Raw genomic sequence first — 17,668 nt, forward strand, 5'->3', positions numbered from 1 at the left:
TTTCTGAGCGTGACGCCCCGCCCCACCAGGGCACCAGGACGTCACGCATGGGGGTGAAGACCTACCAGCAGATGCCTTCCAGCACCTCGGTACTTGTGGTCTTCATGAAGCCCACAAGGTCAATCACCCGCTTGCCCTCAGGCACTTCCGAAATCACCGTTTCGAACAGCTCGTCGTTATTGCCGACCACGATCACGTCCGCGTGATCAATCACGCCACGCAGGTCGCTGTGCATCAGGTTCGAGAGGTGCGGAATCTTCTGGTTGATGTATTCGCGGTTGGCGCCGTGGGTGCGGGCGTAATCCACGTTGCGGTCGAAGATCTGCAGGTCATACCCCTTGCCAATCAGCATCTCGGCCAGCTCCACCAGCGGGCTTTCCCGCAGATCGTCGGTGTTGGACTTGAAGCTCAGGCCGAGCATGCTCACCTTGCGGCAGCCATAGCTGGTGAGGATCTTGAAGGCGTGGGCAACCTGCTCATTGTTGCTGCTCATGATGGAACTCAGCAGCGGGTGCTTCACGTCCATCTGATTGGCCCGATAGGTCAGTGCCCGCACGTCTTTGGGCAGGCAGGAACCGCCGAAGGCGAAGCCCGGACGCATGTAATAGCGTGAAATGTTCAGCTTCTTGTCCTGGCAGACAACGTCCATGACGTCCCGGCCGTCCACGCCCATCGACTTGGCAATATTGCCGATCTCGTTGGCGAAGCTGACTTTGGTCGCGTGCCAGATGTTGCAGGTGTACTTGATCATCTCAGCCACTTCGATGGGCTTACGGATGATGGGGGCATCAAGGTCCTGGTATATCCGCGCCAGGAACTCGCCGGAGCGTTCGTCGAGCTCACCAATGACCGTCATCGGAGGGTGGTCATAATCCTTGATCGCCGTGCTTTCCCGCAGGAACTCCGGGTTCACACACACACCAAAATCAACGCCGGCGCGTTTCCCGGACGCTTTCTCCAAAGCCGGGATGACCACCTCACGAACCGTTCCGGGCAGCACCGTGCTACGCACCGCTACCAGGTGCCAGTCGCCCTTGTCCTTCAGGGCATTACCGATATCGCCGCACACTTTCTCGACAAACTGCAGATCAAGATCGCCATTCGGCTTGCTGGGCGTGCCCACGCAGATCATCGACAGCTCACTCTCCTGAACCGCGATGTGCCCGTCGGTAACACCATTGATGAATCCGTTCTCGCGCCCGCTCCGGAGCAGCTCCTCCAGCCCCGGCTCCACAATGGGAGACCTGCCGCTGTTGATCAGATCAATTTTGATGGGCGACACATCCACACCGACCACGTGATGCCCCCGCTGGGCCAGACTGGCGGTACACACCGCCCCGACATAACCCAAACCAAAAATACTGACTCGCATATCCTTTACTCCCCTGACTGTCATCCAGCGACTCCCACCCGGGAGCCGCCATGAATCCAACGACTGACTACTGGTTGACTGATGACACTCAAAAGGCTCGGTACAGCGACCCCGAAATCGGAAAAGAGGTTCTTTTTTGAACTTTTCCCCGCGACCGGTGTCTGATTACGAACAGGCACGCTCAACAGAAAACGTTGCCCTGATGCGCCTTTTGAGTATCCAGTTTGAGTTGGGGGAACACGAAGACGGACAAATCACCGGCAAGCGATCTACGTCGTCCACAGCGTTCCAACAGCCAGAAAACTATCGTAACGAAACGTTAAATGCCTGTTACGAAAAGATAATTTCAACTATAGGCAAGAGATACATGTCTTGATTTTCAGTGTGCACAATTGGAATACAGGAAAGATCTAGTCGCCTGACAACGCAGAAGAAATGAAAAAGGAAATCATCAGAGCATGCACCGATAAGGTACATATGAGAGAAAGGAGTGCGCTTTTCTATTTCGTAATCGCAAAAAAATAAAAATCGATATTATAAAATCGAATCAAACGCGATTTTTTCGTATGGAACCCATTTGAATCTTTCGTCGTTATACAGGGTCGTATCGAGAAAAATACCGCTCAAAGACAGTGAAACTCAGCCGATCACCGACTGAGCTCCACCACTGAACCTCACCAAAGAGACGAGATTCGTGTTAACGCGCTGCTGCTTTATTTAGGCGCCATGCGCAGTGCACAGTCCAGGCGGATAACCTCACCGTTGAGGATCGGGTTGCGCACCATTTGATCCACCAACATGCCAAACTCTTCAGCCTTGCCCAATCGCTTGGGGAAAGGCAGCGTGGCCGCGAGACTGTCCTGCACTTCCTGTGGCATGCCCGCCATCATTGGCGTCATAAAGATTCCCGGAGCAATGGTGTTGACCCGAATACCTTCCCGGGCAAGCTCGCGGGCGGCCTGAAGTGTCAGCGATACCACGCCACCCTTTGACGCACTGTAGGCTGCCTGGCCAATCTGGCCCTCGTAAGCCGCCACAGACGCCGTGTTGATAATGACCCCTCGTTCACCATCCGCGTTGGGCTCCCGCTGGGCCATATCGGCCGCGGCGAGACGCAGAATGTTAAAGGACCCAATCAGGTTGACCTGAACCACCTTGCTGAATGCCTCAAGCGGCATCACACCATCCCGGCCCAGGATCTTTGCGGCCGGAGCAATACCCGCGCAGCTGACCGCCACGCCGCAGGGCCCATGCGCCTTACGGGCTTCGCTGAACGCAGCTTCCGCACTCTCAGAAGACGTCACGTCGCAGTAAATAAAGACGCCCCCAATGTCTTCCGCCACTTTTCTACCCTGCTCATCCTGAACATCCAGAATCGCCACACGGCACCCAGCTGCCGCCAGGGCACGCGCTGAGCCCTCGCCCAAGCCGGATGCACCGCCTGTTACAATCGCTGCCACATTTTTGAATTCCATCATTCACTCCTGTTTCACATATCTGTTGGTTGAAATCGGGCCTTAAAAATACTTTACGTTTACGTAAACTTTATCTAACCTAAGTCTAAAAAGGAAATCTCTATGGACATCAAGAAAACTTACAGCATCAGCGAGCTGGCCAAAGAGTTCGACGTGACGACACGAAGCGTACGCTTCTACGAAGATCAGGGTCTACTGCACCCCACCCGGCGCGGCCAGACCCGGATCTTCAGCTCGAAGGACCGGGTGCGGCTGAAGCTGATCCTCCGGGGCAAACGCATGGGCTTTTCCCTGTCGGAAACCAAGGAGCTTTTTGACCTGTGGGACGAAACCCTCAGCGGCAACGAAAAACAGCTCCTGCTGATGCTGGACACCCTGGCCCGCAAACGGGCGCAACTGGAGCAACAGAAAAACGACATTGCCCAGGCAGAAATGGAAATGGACACCGCAGAAGCAAGATGCCGCGAGGCGCTTGCTGACCTGCAACAACGAAAGCGTAAACAGACAAAGGCCACCACCAAAGAGCCTGAGTCCACCGAGCAGAAATAACAGCAAGATCAAAAGGTAGCCAACCATGAAATCACAATACTCAGAGTTCAACTTCGGCCTCGGCGAGACCCTGGACATGCTGCGCGAGCAGATCAACGGCTTTGCCGCCAGTGAAATCGCCCCCCGCGCCGAAGCCATCGACCATGACAACCTGTTCCCCAACGACCTGTGGAAAAAGTTCGGTGACATGGGTCTGCTGGGTATTACCGTTGACGAAGCCTACGGCGGCTCCGGCATGGGCTACCTCGCACACGTCATCGCCATGGAGGAAATCAGCCGTGCCTCTGCATCCGTGGGACTCTCTTACGGCGCGCACTCCAACCTGTGCGTTAACCAGATCAACCGCAACGGCTCCGACGAGCAGAAAGAAAAGTACCTGCCCAAGCTCATCAGCGGTGAACACATCGGCGCCCTGGCCATGTCCGAACCCAACGCCGGTTCCGACGTCGTCTCCATGAAACTCAGCGCCAAAGACGCCGGCGACCACTATGTGCTCAACGGCAGCAAAATGTGGATCACCAACGGCCCCGACGCCCACGTCTATGTGATCTACGCCAAAACCGATCCGTCTGCCGGCCCGCGCGGCATCACCGCCTTCATTGTGGAACGCGACACCCCGGGATTCAGCCAGGCCCAGAAGCTCGACAAACTCGGCATGCGCGGCTCCAACACCTGTGAGCTGGTGTTCGAAGACGCCAAAGTGCCCAAGGAAAACGTCATGGGCGGCGAAGGCAACGGCGCCAAAGTCCTGATGAGCGGCCTCGACTACGAACGCCTCGTGCTCTCCGGCGGCCCGCTGGGCATCATGCAGGCCGCCATGGACGTAGTCGTACCCTACATCCGCGAGCGCAAACAGTTCGGCCAGGCCATCGGTGAATTCGAGCTGGTGCAGGGCAAAGTGGCTGACATGTACACCTGGATGAATACCGCCAAGTCCTACGTCTACATGGTCGCCATGTCCGCCGACCGCGGCAACACCACCCGCAAAGACGCCGCCGGCGCGATCCTCTACTCCGCCGAAATGGCCACCAAGCTGGCCCTCGACGCCATCCAGTTGCTGGGCGGTAACGGCTACATCAACGAGTACCCGACAGGCCGTTTGCTGCGGGACGCCAAGCTGTATGAAATCGGCGCTGGCACGTCCGAAATCCGCCGGATGCTGATCGGTCGCGAGCTGTACCTGAACAACTGATAAAGCAGCTCAAAGCCACTGGTCCTTACAGCTTTAAAGAGGCCAGCACCCAAAGTATGACGAGGGACTGGCGGGGTGTCTTTCCGGGAATGTCTCCGGCCATGGATGGCCGGAGTCAAGCGCACATGGACGTGCTCGTAGCGTGTCCCGGAAAGACACCCTGTCAGTCCCGAAGCCCCGTAACTCGAGGCCAGGAAAATGACGATACTGCAAAGCAAAGTGAACCCAAGGTCCGAAGAATTCCAGGCCAACCAGGAATCCATGGCCAAGGCCGTGGCCGATCTGCGGGACAAAGTAACCACCATCCAGCAAGGCGGCGGCCCCTCCTACCAGGAACGCCACATCGCCCGCGGCAAACTGCTCCCAAGGGAACGCATCAACCGCCTGCTGGACGACGGCTCCCCCTTCCTGGAAGTGGGCCAGTTCGCCGCCTACAACGTCTATGACGAAGAAGTCCCGGCCGCAGGCGTCGTCGCCGGCGTCGGCCGCGTCTCCGGCACCGAATGCATGATCATCGCCAACGACGCCACCGTTAAAGGCGGCAGCTACTACCCGTTGACGGTCAAGAAACACCTGCGCGCCCAGGAAATCGCCCTGCAGAACCGCCTGCCCTGCATCTACCTGGTCGACTCCGGCGGCGCCAACCTGCCACGGCAGGACGACGTCTTCCCCGACCGCGACCACTTCGGCCGCATCTTCTACAACCAGGCCCGCATGTCCGCCGACGACATTCCCCAGATCGCCGTCGTCATGGGCCTGTGCACCGCCGGCGGTGCCTACGTACCCGCCATGGCCGACGAATCCATCATCGTGCGCAACCAGGGCACCATCTTCCTGGCCGGCCCGCCGCTGGTAAAAGCCGCCACCGGTGAAGTCGTCAGCGCCGAAGACCTGGGCGGTGCCGACGTGCACTGCAAAGTCTCCGGGGTGGCCGATCATTACGCCGAGAACGACGCCCACGCCCTGGAAATCGCCCGTCGCTGCATCTCCAATCTCAACCGCCGCAAACCGGCCGACGTGGAGATCCGCAAACCCAAGGCACCGCTGTACAACGCCGAAGAAATCTACGGCATTGTCGGCACCGACCTGCGTAAACAGTTCGACGTGCGCGACGTCATTGCCCGCATCGTCGACGGCTCCGAATTCGACGAATTCAAACGCTACTACGGCCAGACCCTGGTGACCGGTTTTGCCCATATCCACGGCTACCCGGTGGGCATCATCGCCAACAACGGTATCCTGTTCAGCGAGTCCGCCCAGAAAGGCGCGCACTTCATTGAACTGTGCTGCCAGCGCAACATCCCGCTGCTGTTCCTGCAGAACATCACCGGCTTCATGGTGGGCCAGAAGCACGAATCCGAAGGCATCGCCAAGCACGGCGCCAAGATGGTCATGGCCGTGGCCTGCGCCGAGGTGCCCAAGATCACCGTATTGATCGGCGGCAGCTTTGGCGCCGGCAACTACGGCATGTGCGGCCGCGCCTATAGCCCCGACTTCCTGTGGATGTGGCCCAACGCCCGCATCTCCGTGATGGGCGGCGAACAGGCCGCCGGCGTACTCGCCACCGTCAAACGCGAAGGCATGGAGCGCAAAGGCCAGGAGTGGAGTGCCGATGAAGAGGCCGAGTTCAAGAAGCCCATCGTCGACTCCTACGAACATCAGGGCCACCCCTACTACGCCAGCGCCCGCCTGTGGGACGACGGCGTGATCGACCCGGCCCAGACCCGGGAAGTGGTCGCCCTGAGCCTGTCCGCCACCCTGAACCGCCCGGCCAAGCCAACACGCTTCGGCGTGTTCCGCATGTGACGGAGGAGAACACCATGACCGAACAGGAAACCGCGGTTCTACTCAATCGCCGCAGCGGCGGCGTCACCGAGGTGGTGCTGAACCGCCCGGACAAACGCAACGCCTTTGACGACGTCATCATCCAGCAACTGATCAACGCGCTGGAAGCCGTAAACACCGATGACAGCACCAGCGTTGTCATCCTGCGCTCCGAGGGCAAGCACTTCTCCGCTGGCGCGGACCTGGGCTGGATGCGCCGCATGGCGGACAACAGCCGCCAGGAAAACCTGGACGACTCGCGGGAACTGGCGCGGCTGATGAACGTGCTTAACCACCTGTCCAAGCCGGTGATCGGCCTGGTGCAGGGTGCTGCCTTCGGTGGAGCCGTCGGCCTGGCCGCCTGCTGCGACATCGTGCTCGCCACCGAGAAAGCCAGCTTCTGCCTGAGCGAAGTGAAACTCGGCCTGATCCCCGCTGTGATCAGCCCCTACGTGGTACGCGCCATTGGCGAGCGCCAGGCCCGCCGTTACTTCCTGTCCGCCGAAGTGTTTTCCGCAACGCAGGCGCAGGAATACGGCCTGGTGCACATCGTCTGTGACGATGTTGAAGCCATGAACGCACGCTGTAACGAGATGCTGCAGCAACTGGCCATCAACGGCCCAGAAGCCATGAAAGCGGCGAAAGACCTGGTGTTTGCCGTCAGCCACAAGCCGATCAGCGCCGATGTGATCGACGATACCGCACAACGCATTGCCGACATCCGGGTGGGTGCCGAAGGGCAGGAGGGACTTGGTGCCTTCCTGAACAAACGCAAGGCCAACTGGGTTCCGGAGGAAGAATAACCATGTTCAGCAAAATCCTGATCGCCAACCGGGGCGAAATCGCCTGCCGGATCATACAGACCGCCCACCGCATGGGCATTCGCGTTGTCGCTGTCTACTCGGACGCCGACGCCGACGCGCGCCATGTCGCCATGGCTGACGAAGCCTTCAACATCGGCCCTGCAGCCAGCTCCGAGAGCTACCTCAAAGCCGACAAGATCATCGAGGTGGCGAAAGAAAGCGGCGCCCAGGCCGTTCACCCGGGCTACGGGTTCCTCTCCGAGAACACCCAGTTCGCCGAAGCCTGCGAAGCCAACAACATCGTGTTCATCGGCCCGCCCTCCTCCGCCATCGCGGCCATGGGTTCCAAGTCCGCCGCCAAGGCCATTATGGAAAAAGCCGGCGTGCCCCTGGTGCCGGGTTACCACGGTGACGACCAGACTCCGGACACCCTGCGCAAGGAAGCCGAGAAGTGCGGCTTCCCACTGCTGCTGAAAGCCGTCGCCGGCGGTGGTGGCAAAGGCATGCGCGTGGTCGAGCGAATGGAAGACTTCGACGATGCCCTGGCCGCCGCCAAGCGGGAATCGAAGAACGCCTTCGGCAACCCGGACATGCTCATCGAACGCTACCTGACCCAGCCACGCCACGTGGAGATTCAGGTGTTCTGTGACAAGAGCGGCAAAGGCGTCTACTTGGCCGAGCGCGACTGTTCGGTTCAGCGCCGCCACCAGAAAGTGCTGGAAGAAGCCCCCGCCCCGGGCCTGAGCGAAGACACCCGCAAAGCCATGGGCGAAGCGGCCGTCAAAGCCGCCCAGGCCATCAACTACGTCGGCGCCGGCACCGTGGAATTCCTCTACGACGTGGACGGCTCCTTCTTCTTTATGGAAATGAACACCCGCCTGCAGGTAGAGCACCCGGTCACCGAAATGGTCACCGGCCAGGACCTGGTGGAATGGCAGTTGAAAGTCGCCTGGGGCGATGCGCTGCCGCTGGAACAGTCCCAAGTGAAAACCCGGGGCCACGCCCTGGAAGCACGTATTTACGCCGAAGACCCGGACCAGGATTTCCTGCCCGCCACCGGCAACCTGCGCTACCTGAGCACGCCCGATGAAAGCGCCCACGTGCGGGTGGATACTGGCGTCACCGAAGGCGACGACATCAGCATCCACTACGACCCGATGATCGCCAAGCTCATCGTGTGGGACGAAACCCGGGACCAGGCCATCAACCGTATGGTGCAGGCTCTGGAGCACTACCGCATCGCCGGCGTGAAAACTAACATCCGTTTCCTCCACGCCCTGGCCGACGCCCAGCCGTTCCGGGAAGCGGATCTGACCACCGGCTTTATCGAGGACCATCGCGAACTGCTGTTCCCGAAATCCCGGCTCGACACCCACAAGGCCCTGGTGCTGGCCGCCGGCTTCGTGCTGGAACAGCGCAAGTCCCGGGAAGTGATCAGCACCGACCCCTGGTCGCCTTTTGGCCGCCAGAACAGCTGGCGCATGAACTCTGAATACGCCCAGCCCCTGCAACTGCAGGTGGGTGAGGACATCCACGAACTGAAAGTGCTGGAACGGGACGACCGCTATCAGGTGTTTGTGGGTGACAGTGTCTACAACCTGACGGCGAAGCTGGACGACGACTACCTGCAGGCGGTCATCAACGGCCACCGCATCAGCGTTCACGGCAACCTGCACAACGATCAGCTGGTGCTCTTCTACGAAGGCGACACCTTCCAGTGCATCCTCTACCGGGAAACCTACGGCTTCGAGGAAATGGCCGGTGAAGGCAGCCTGGCCGCGCCCATGAACGGCGCCATCGTGGCGGTACAGACCAAGGTAGGCGACACCGTGACCGCCGGCCAGAGCCTGGTAATCATGGAAGCCATGAAAATGGAGCATGCCATCAAGGCCCCGGCCGACGGTGTGGTGACCGACATCTTCTTCGCCGAAGGCGATCAGGTGTCCGAAGGCGCCGAACTGATCGCCATCGAAGTCACCGACGACGAGGAGGCAGGCTAATGGCCTTTCCGACGCAGGTAAGACTGGTTGAAATGAGCCCCCGGGACGGCCTTCAGAACGAACCCGGCCCGGTGATCGACACCGCCATCAAGACCGGCCTGATCGACCGGCTGGCCGACTGTGGCCTCAACCACATCGAATCCGCCAGCTTCGTGTCGCCAAAATGGGTGCCCCAGATGGGCGACGCCGCCGAGGTGATGGCCGGCATCAAGCGTAAAGCCGGTGTGCGCTACTCCGTGCTCACCCCCAACCTCAGGGGCTTCGAAAACGCCCTGGCGGCCGGGGTGGACGAAGTCGCCGTGTTCGGCGCTGCGTCGGAATCGTTCAGCCAGAAAAACATCAACTGCTCCATCGCCGAAAGCCTCGAGCGCTTCCTGCCGGTGATGGAAGCGGCCAAACAACACCACATCCCGGTACGCGGCTACGTCTCCACCGTGCTCGGCTGCCCCTACGAGGGCGACATCGCCCCCGAACAGGTGGCCAAAGTCGCCAAGGCCCTGGCCGAACTCGGCTGCTACGAAATCTCCCTGGGCGACACCATCGGCGTGGGCACCCCGCTGAAAGCCAAACGCATGCTCGAAGCCGTGGCCGCCGAAGTGCCGATTGAGAAGCTCGCTGCCCACTTCCACGACACCTACGGCCAGGCCCTGGCCAATCTTTACGCGGTGCTGGAAGAAGGCATCTCGGTGATTGATGCGTCTGTTGCCGGCCTCGGCGGCTGCCCTTACGCCAAGGGCGCCTCCGGCAACGTCGCCACGGAAGACGTGCTATACCTTCTGAACGGATTGGGCATCAAGACCGGCGTCGATCTGGACAAACTGGTCACCACCGGCGAGTGGATCAGTGGACAACTCAAACGCCATAACGGCTCAAAAGTCGGCCAAGCTCTCGGAGGAAACTGCTCATGAGCCATCACAACAACGTCGTCGCCCTGGATCTCCCGATCCCCGAGATCAAGGACATGCCGGAAGACACCCAGAAGTACTTCCAGATCTGCCAGGAAAAACTCGGCATGATCCCCAATGTTCTGACCGCGTACAGCCAGAACCTGAAGCAGCTTGAGGGCTTTACCCGGCTCTACAACGAACTGATGCTCGGCGAAGGCGAACTCAGCAAACTGGAACGCGAGATGGTCGCTGTCGTGGTGTCCTCCGAAAACAAGTGCTTCTACTGCCTGGTGGCCCACGGTGCTGCCGTGCGGGTGCTGAGTGGCGACCCCGTGCTGGGCGAACACATGGTGATGAACTACCGCAGCGCCAAACTCGACAAGCGCCAGCGCGCCATGCTCGATTTCACATCGCACCTCACCCGCTCCCCGGCGACCGTTACCGAAGAACACACCCAGGCCCTGCGGGACGCTGGCCTCAGCGACAGTGCTATCTGGGACCTGAGCAACCTGATTGGCTTCTACAACATGTCCAATCGGGTGGCCATCGCCAGCGATATGCAACCGAATCCTGAATATCACAACCAGAGCCGCTAGCAGGCTGATTCAAACCTGCAGCTTGCCCTCGACGACAAAAACAATGGAGGCAGACACCATGAGCATGACTCTTCCCAGCTACACCAGCGGTACCTCCGAAGTACCCCTGCTGGGCATGACCATCGGCGCAATGCTCGACCGCACCGCCGAAAAATACCCGGACACCGAAGCCCTGGTCGCCCTGCACCAGGACATCCGCTGGACCTATAAAGAGTTCGTGGCAAAGGTCAACGAAGCCGCCCGCGCCTTCATGGCCATCGGCGTCAAACGCGGCGACCGCGTAGGCATCTGGTCCCCCAACCGCTACGAGTGGACCGTCACCCAGTTCGCCACCGCCAAGGTGGGCGCCATCCTGGTCAACATCAACCCGGCCTACGGCTTGCACGAACTGGATTACGCCATGAACCTGGCCGGTATCTCCGTGCTGGTCACCGCAGACAGTTTCAAAGCCTCTGACTACCGCAAGATGGTCTACGACCTGGCCCCCGAACTGAAAGCCGCCACCCCCGGCAAGCTCAAAGCCCAGAAAGTGCCCGAGCTGCGCGCCGTGATCAACCTGGACAAAGACAAGCACGACGGCATGTGGACCTGGGCCGAGTTTGTCGGCTTCGCCAGCGACGTCAGCCAGGAAGAACTGGACAAGGTACAGGGCCAACTGCAGTTCGATGACCCCATCAACATCCAGTTCACCTCCGGCACCACCGGTAACCCCAAGGGCGCCACCCTCACCCACCACAACATCCTCAACAACGGATACTTTGTGGCGGAGAGCCAACTGCTCACCGAGAAAGACCGCCTGGTCATTCCCGTGCCCCTGTACCACTGCTTCGGCATGGTGATGGGCAACCTGGGCTGCATCACCCATGGCGCCACCATGATCTACCCGGGTGAAGGCTTCGAGCCCAAATCCGTACTGCAGGCCGTGCACCAGGAAAAAGCCACCGCCCTGTACGGCGTGCCCACCATGTTCATCGCCGAACTGGCCGAGCCGGACTTCGAAACCTACGACCTTTCCACCCTGCGCACCGGCATCATGGCTGGTTCCATCTGCCCGGCAGAGGTGATGAAAAAGGTCAACGGCAAGATGAACATGAAAGAAGTGCAGATTGCCTACGGCATGACCGAAACCAGCCCCGTGTCCACCCAGACCAGCTCCCTGGACCCGTTCGAGAAACAGGTCACCACCGTGGGCCGCACCCAGCCCCACCTGGAAACCAAAATCGTCGACCCCGGCAACGGCAACGTGGTCCCACGCGGCGAAATCGGCGAGCTGTGCACCCGTGGCTACAGCGTGATGCTGAAGTACTGGAACAACGACGAGAAAACCCGCGAAGCCATCGATAGCGCCGGCTGGATGCACACCGGTGACCTGGCCACCATGGACGAAGACGGTTACATCCAGATCGTCGGCCGCATCAAGGACATGGTCATCCGCGGCGGCGAGAACATCTACCCGAAAGAAATCGAGGAATTCCTCTACACCCACCCTGCCATCGAGGAAGTGCAGGTGACCGGCATCCCCGACGACAAATACGGCGAAGAACTCATTGCCTGGGTGAAACTACGCCCCGACGCCGACCCCGTCACCGGCGACGAGCTGCGGGAATTCTGCAAAGGCAAAATCGCCCACTTCAAGATCCCCAGGAACTACAAGTTCGTGGATGAATTCCCGATGACCGTCACCGGGAAGATCCAGAAGTTCAAGATGCGGGAGATTTCTATCGAGGAGATGGGGCTTAAACCATAAACCCCAGTTCGTTAAAAAGCCTCCAGCCCTAGCTGGAGGCTTTTTAACTGATCCATGTAACCCATTCTGTTCGCTGAACTAGATCTTAGCCAGCAAGCCTTTACAAAAGATTCAACAGTGAGCTATTTCACCCCAACGGTGAATTGTCCCTGGTCAGGGGTCACTCCGAGCAAATCAATTAGACTTCCGCCCCTACTGATATAGTTCAAAGTTTGCGAACCACCGTCGGACTCAGACATCAAAACCCCACCTCCAGGTCCTACAGCCCAAGTACCTGAGGGCGGTTCCATTCCAAATGCCGCCATCCGATCAAACCACTCATAAGTAAAGGCATCAACACGTTCTAGAAATCCTGTATTCCTATAGCCCGAAGAGGGTTTCCAGCCCGGCGTTGAGACAACCTCTGAACTAGCGACAACGCTACCTTTCAAGCGAGCACGGTAATTTCCGTCCATTTCACCTCCCAACTCGTGAGAGACTGTATACGCCAAAAAGTCGGCTCTTAGATCCAGATAGTGGACAACGACTATCCGATTCCCACCGTCCTCGGCGTAATCTCCTGCTTCAATTCCAAATTCGCCAAAACTGGTCATATGGGCAAATTTCGGATAATACTGAACACAATCCGGATCTGGATCCAGACTACTGTAGCATATGATTTTTAATTCAGTATTTGGTATGAGAGATTCTCCATTGACCTCCAACCATCTCTCCGCCGATAGTCTAAGCTCCACGCTCTCTGACTTGATGAAATCAACTGCAAGCACAGCTGACCCCATTGAGCTTGCCTGCGTATTAGAACTCAAGTTCGCGCCTAAAACCCCCCTCTCAGAAGCCGCTACTTCGACAGACAGCTTATTCACAACACTGACATAAACGTCATATTCATCGCCCCAGTTTGTGATCGTCGTTTCGACCCAGCGTACCGACTTAGCTGCCGTGCCTGCTTGATCAAAAAACCATCCCCCACTAATTTCTCCATTTTGAGGCTGGCTCAGTATTTCACGCCAGCCATCAGGGTTGGTCCCTGCGTCATATAAATCGGGTGAAGTGGAAAGAGTATTTGGGCGAACATAAAGTGTGTCGGTGTAAGATTCATTCACCATAGCCACAAGCCATTCGTCACCAACGCCATCTTCAATGATTGCGGCACCATGTACGTTCCCTGGTGCCACAGCAAACAACTTGCCGCCACTATAAATCTGGCTGGAAAAGCCCTCCTCTCCAAAATACCTTGAGGAAGGTCCATGCCAACTTAATATACGTGTGGGTGTACCGCCTACGTATTGTCCCTTCCAATCAATATTACCGAACGCCGCATTATCGGTATTTACCGCGTTCCAACTGCCATCATGAGTCAGAAACTTTGCCGCCGTTGCAGTTTGTGCAACCAGCCCATGGTCACCCTGTTCCTTGAGTTCAACCGTTTTAGCTTGGACTACCTGTCCTTTCGTGCCTATCGCCTGGATCGAAAGGAAGACCCGCTCATCGGATAAGCCGGATACCGTTGCCTCTCTTTGCGTACGCCCAAATTCCGCCAACTTCTCCCAGGCGTCATTTTCGTGTGTGTTTTCATCTTGCTGAGCCAAAACTGGGTCATCAGTGAGATACGCATCAAATCGCTGAATGAACGCTTCATCAGCCTGCTCAACCGACCACTCGATATCAGCGCTTGTAGGGTCGTTCGACTTCCGAAATGCCTTTACTATCTCGGGAGGAGATATCTTTTTCGGGACCACGCTCACATCGATTCTTCGAATCGGTACTGCAACCCCAGGTGACGTATTCCCTACCTGAGAAATCTGGACGACATCTCTATATTCCCTAACTTCTCTTGAGCCCTGGTTATTGAACGTCATCGAGAGTGTTTGAGTCTCACCCGGCTCCAATTCACCTCTGTCCGGATACACCATCAGGTAACTGTCGGCCTGGTAATCCGCTCTCCAGCTCAGTGACTGCCCGCCCACATTTTTGACGGAAATAGTTCGAACAATATTCTCACTGCTTCCCTCTTCAATAATTTCGGATATGCCACTACCGTTGACAAGCATGGCTGCAGGAGCAGGGCCGCACATATTTAGTTTATTCTCAAAAATCTTGCCTTCTTTCGAACCGATTTTGACTTGAAGGCCCGGAGGCGTAATCCCAACAACCTCAAAAAACTTTTTTCCGCCTGTGGTTTCCCACTTTAAGACGCTTTCCAGCCCCGCATAAATGCCATATGTGAGCGATTCATTACACGCTGATGTTAAGTCGTACGATGATCGCATCTCGGAATAGCCCTGAATATCAATCGCGGGGCCCATTAAGTCGTATATCTGAACCGTAGGTTGCGCGCCCACATACATCCGGAATCTTGCCTGGCTTTCAACAACGGGTTCTCCGGGGCTCCAGTCACTGCTGTAGCCGCTCGAATACTCAAACCCCACCCCTTTTGAGTAGTAGATGCCAGCGAAAACCGACGATGTCAGGTTGGATTCAAGTCCCAACTGTCCCGTCACCTCACCATTCGCACCCAGGTATACGTCAACATAGGGATTCAAATAAACGGGCACAAAACCTATTAAGAAACTCGTTCTAGCAAAATTTATACGACCGAGCTTTCTCCGTACAACGTCATTTCCACCTGCACCCTTCTGAGTCTTCAAAGACCCACTGGCCATAAGCGTAATGTTTGCCTCATTACTGATGGAGGGAGAGACCTTAAAGAACTTAAGCCCCTCCTCATATTCGAATGAGGCGCTCACATCGAGCTCAAACTTCACATCAAGGCTGCCAGAGAGTTCCAGCAATTGGCCATCGACGTCCCAGGTTCCACTGTCTTGTAGCGTTGATTTAGTATTGGCTTCGGCTGGCTCTACCGACAAACTAATAACAGACGGGTCATTGCTTGACTGGGCCAATAATTTATAGGGCTTTATAGTTATTGATTGAGAGGCGGGAGAGGTTGGGTATTCAATCGACTCTATATCGTCCGCAGAGAACGCCTTACTGAACGTACCCGTTCCTTTTTGAATGACATCAGTAAGTTTCGCCTGCTGATATCCAAACTCGACCGAGTCCCCATGGCTGATAACATCCTGCACACTGACCAAGAGCGGCTTATCGTTGACTACGAGGGATACCTGGTCACCCGACGACAGGTTGATCAATCGGTTTTTCAGGGTCTCATCAGCAGGCAGGTCAACCGTTATTCTATCTGGCGAGACTTGGCCAGTGAGTCCTTCCCCGAGGCCTACATAGTTAGCCGAAATGGCTACTTCTGTGTATCCAAAGTTGATTTCCACGACCCGATCGCGCAGAAAGCTCTTTATTTCACAGCGAGTCCCATCTGCACTGACTTTATCGCAGCCATCCCATCCCAGCATTCTGCTCCCGGAGTCCGGGTAGGCAGTTAGATAGTAACTATTGGAACGACTTTTGGAGACATGAAAGCGTGTTTTTATTTGCTCCGGGTCGTATACCCTTTCACCATTTTCATCCAGCACGTACCCGGCACCGAAACCAACCACGGTAATACCCGCGTGGCTGGAGATTGTTTCATCCTGAGCTAACGAAACGCTTCCACCAAACAGATTTTTGATTTCCACATCGATCTCGTCGGTGGAAGCGCCCGAAAGAACGAGTTCAACATACGTCTGCATGTCACAACATACGGTTGAAAAATCAAAAGCCAGACTGGCCGTGTGCTGAGGATCATTCGGATTAAAATCGAGAACGTCTTGATGGTTAACCGCCCCATCCCCATTCAAGTCTTCCTTGAGAAATAGGCCTGCGAGGTAGTTTAAATAGTTAACAGAGTCAGACCGTTCCGACCTTTGTAGGTATGCGCTCGAAACTCGCCACACCAGGTCAGATAAAGGACTTACATTGATTCCGTTACGAACATCTTCGACAGCGGCTACTGCAAACACTTCTGCATTTTCAGAAATCGCCAATGATTGGCCGCTAACGTCGGCACCGCCGGTCACCCTCACAACAACCAGTTCCTCGGACTGAGGTGCCGTAAGATCCACTGCCCACTGACTTACCTTCAAGCCATCAGAACCATCACTCACTGATGTGTGGGCGTAGGTTTCCGAGCCTAAAAGATCAGTAACAGCAACATCACCTCCCGCATTTTGCAAGAAGTAGGCGTGGCCGATTTCAGGAGGCGCATTCGTGTCTGAAGATGAGTTTCCGCGACAACCAAGGAGAGTTAAAAACAGTGCGAGCAGTACGAAAAACTTCGAAGATAATCGTAGCATTATGATCAATCCTTTAATCCACAACAAAAAGCATTTCCTTTTGACGCTGCGACCTTAACATAATTTAATGTAAACAAACATGAAACAGCTTGCGACTCCTTCTGCCCGGCGGAGGTGATGAAAAAGGTCAACGACAACATCATATCCTGGGGCGAAATCGGCGAACTGTGCACCCGTGGCTACAGCGTAATGCTGAAGTACTGGAACAACGACGAGAAAACCCGCGAAGCCATCGACGACGCCGGCTGGATGCACACCGGCGACCTGGCCACCATGGACGAAGACGGCTACATCCAGATTGTCGGCCGCATCAAGGACATGGTCATCCGCGGCGGCGAGAACATCTACCCGAAAGAAATCGAGGAATTCCTCTACACCCACCCCGCCATCGAGGAAGTGCAGGTGACCGGCATTCCCGACGACAAGTACGGTGAAGAGCTCATCGCCTGGGTGAAACTACGCCCCGACGCAGACCCGGTCACCGGCGACGAGCTGCGGGAATTCTGCAAAGGCAAAATAGCCCACTTCAAGATCCCCAGGAACTACAAGTTCGTGGACGAATTCCCGATGACCGTCACCGGGAAGATCCAGAAGTTCAAGATGCGGGAGATTTCGATTGAGGAGATGGGGTTGAAGAAGTAACGCCCCTCCTCCAGTCCGCTCTTACCTCAGACCCCAGCCATGTGCTGGGGTTTGTGCCTGGTGTATTCTGTGTATACGCTTTTGGAAATGTCGGAATCATGCGGGGGGCCTGTAGCAGTCTGGAGTTATACGAACCGGATCGAAAAACTCCGGCGGTAGCCGTTTTGGACTCCGATTACCATTTGATTTTAAATAGTTTTCTGGGTCAGAAAGGGACGGCTACAATTGGAATTATACGAATGCGTGTTATGCGAACGCGTTCGTGTAACACGCTGTTAAATTCTTTTGCCGCACCCTCGCTAACTATGATGTAATACCTTGTAGTAATCCGCAT

Annotated in this window: 11 protein-coding genes and 1 pseudogene; 9 read left to right on the forward strand and 3 right to left on the reverse strand. The window is 56.7% G+C overall.

Translation table 11 applies throughout. The features are described from left to right. Positions 1-61: 61 nt before the first annotated feature. Together SIC19_RS07970 and SIC19_RS07975 are read right to left on the reverse strand one after the other, a co-directional pair. Positions 62-1,372, reverse strand: a complete 1,311-nt coding sequence (locus SIC19_RS07970; RefSeq protein ID WP_007153314.1) for a nucleotide sugar dehydrogenase — start codon at positions 1,370-1,372, stop codon at positions 62-64. 713 nt (positions 1,373-2,085) lie between these two features. Beyond that, positions 2,086-2,847 (reverse strand): SDR family NAD(P)-dependent oxidoreductase, encoded by a 762-nt coding sequence (locus tag SIC19_RS07975; RefSeq protein ID WP_127402278.1) that lies wholly within the window; start codon positions 2,845-2,847, stop codon positions 2,086-2,088. A 102-nt stretch (positions 2,848-2,949) separates the two neighbouring features. On the opposite strand from SIC19_RS07975, the gene SIC19_RS07980 reads away from it, so the two are divergent. From SIC19_RS07980 to SIC19_RS08015, 8 genes are all read left to right on the forward strand, one after another. Continuing rightward, positions 2,950-3,396, forward strand: a complete 447-nt coding sequence (locus tag SIC19_RS07980) for a MerR family transcriptional regulator (RefSeq protein WP_127402279.1) — start codon at positions 2,950-2,952, stop codon at positions 3,394-3,396. A gap of 25 nt (positions 3,397-3,421) precedes the next feature. After that, entirely contained in the window at positions 3,422-4,588 is a 1,167-nt protein-coding gene (locus SIC19_RS07985; RefSeq protein WP_075195364.1) for an isovaleryl-CoA dehydrogenase, read from the forward strand. Positions 4,589-4,786: 198 nt separating this feature from the next. After that, positions 4,787-6,394, forward strand: coding sequence for a carboxyl transferase domain-containing protein (locus tag SIC19_RS07990; protein ID WP_075195365.1), 1,608 nt, complete (start codon positions 4,787-4,789; stop codon positions 6,392-6,394). A 14-nt stretch (positions 6,395-6,408) separates the two neighbouring features. Then, a complete protein-coding gene (locus SIC19_RS07995) occupies positions 6,409-7,215 on the forward strand; it encodes an enoyl-CoA hydratase-related protein (RefSeq protein WP_075195366.1) in 807 nt (268 codons plus the stop codon). 2 nt (positions 7,216-7,217) lie between these two features. Continuing rightward, positions 7,218-9,215, forward strand: a complete 1,998-nt coding sequence (locus tag SIC19_RS08000; RefSeq protein ID WP_075195367.1) for an acetyl/propionyl/methylcrotonyl-CoA carboxylase subunit alpha — start codon at positions 7,218-7,220, stop codon at positions 9,213-9,215. After that, positions 9,215-10,123: a hydroxymethylglutaryl-CoA lyase gene (locus tag SIC19_RS08005; RefSeq protein ID WP_075195368.1), complete on the forward strand. Its 909-nt coding sequence runs from the start codon at positions 9,215-9,217 to the stop codon at positions 10,121-10,123. The genes SIC19_RS08000 and SIC19_RS08005 overlap by 1 nt, the downstream gene beginning before the upstream one ends. After that, on the forward strand, positions 10,120-10,698 hold the full coding sequence (locus SIC19_RS08010; RefSeq protein ID WP_075195369.1) for a peroxidase-related enzyme: 579 nt from the start codon (positions 10,120-10,122) through the stop codon (positions 10,696-10,698). The genes SIC19_RS08005 and SIC19_RS08010 overlap by 4 nt, the downstream gene beginning before the upstream one ends. 64 nt (positions 10,699-10,762) lie before the next feature. Beyond that, entirely contained in the window at positions 10,763-12,445 is a 1,683-nt protein-coding gene (locus SIC19_RS08015) for an AMP-binding protein (RefSeq protein WP_227662381.1), read from the forward strand. Positions 12,446-12,567: 122 nt separating this feature from the next. On the opposite strand, the gene SIC19_RS08020 is transcribed toward SIC19_RS08015, so the two are convergent. Beyond that, positions 12,568-16,719, reverse strand: a complete 4,152-nt coding sequence (locus SIC19_RS08020) for a hypothetical protein (protein WP_127402280.1) — start codon at positions 16,717-16,719, stop codon at positions 12,568-12,570. 108 nt (positions 16,720-16,827) lie between these two features. Here SIC19_RS08020 and SIC19_RS08025 point away from each other — a divergent pair. Next, positions 16,828-17,334 (forward strand): annotated as a pseudogene (locus SIC19_RS08025) (AMP-binding enzyme); the annotation flags it as partial. Positions 17,335-17,668: the final 334 nt, after the last annotated feature.

Source organism: Marinobacter sp. MIT930201 (assembly GCF_047122665.1).
Taxonomy (GTDB): Bacteria; Pseudomonadota; Gammaproteobacteria; order Pseudomonadales; family Oleiphilaceae; genus Marinobacter; species Marinobacter salarius.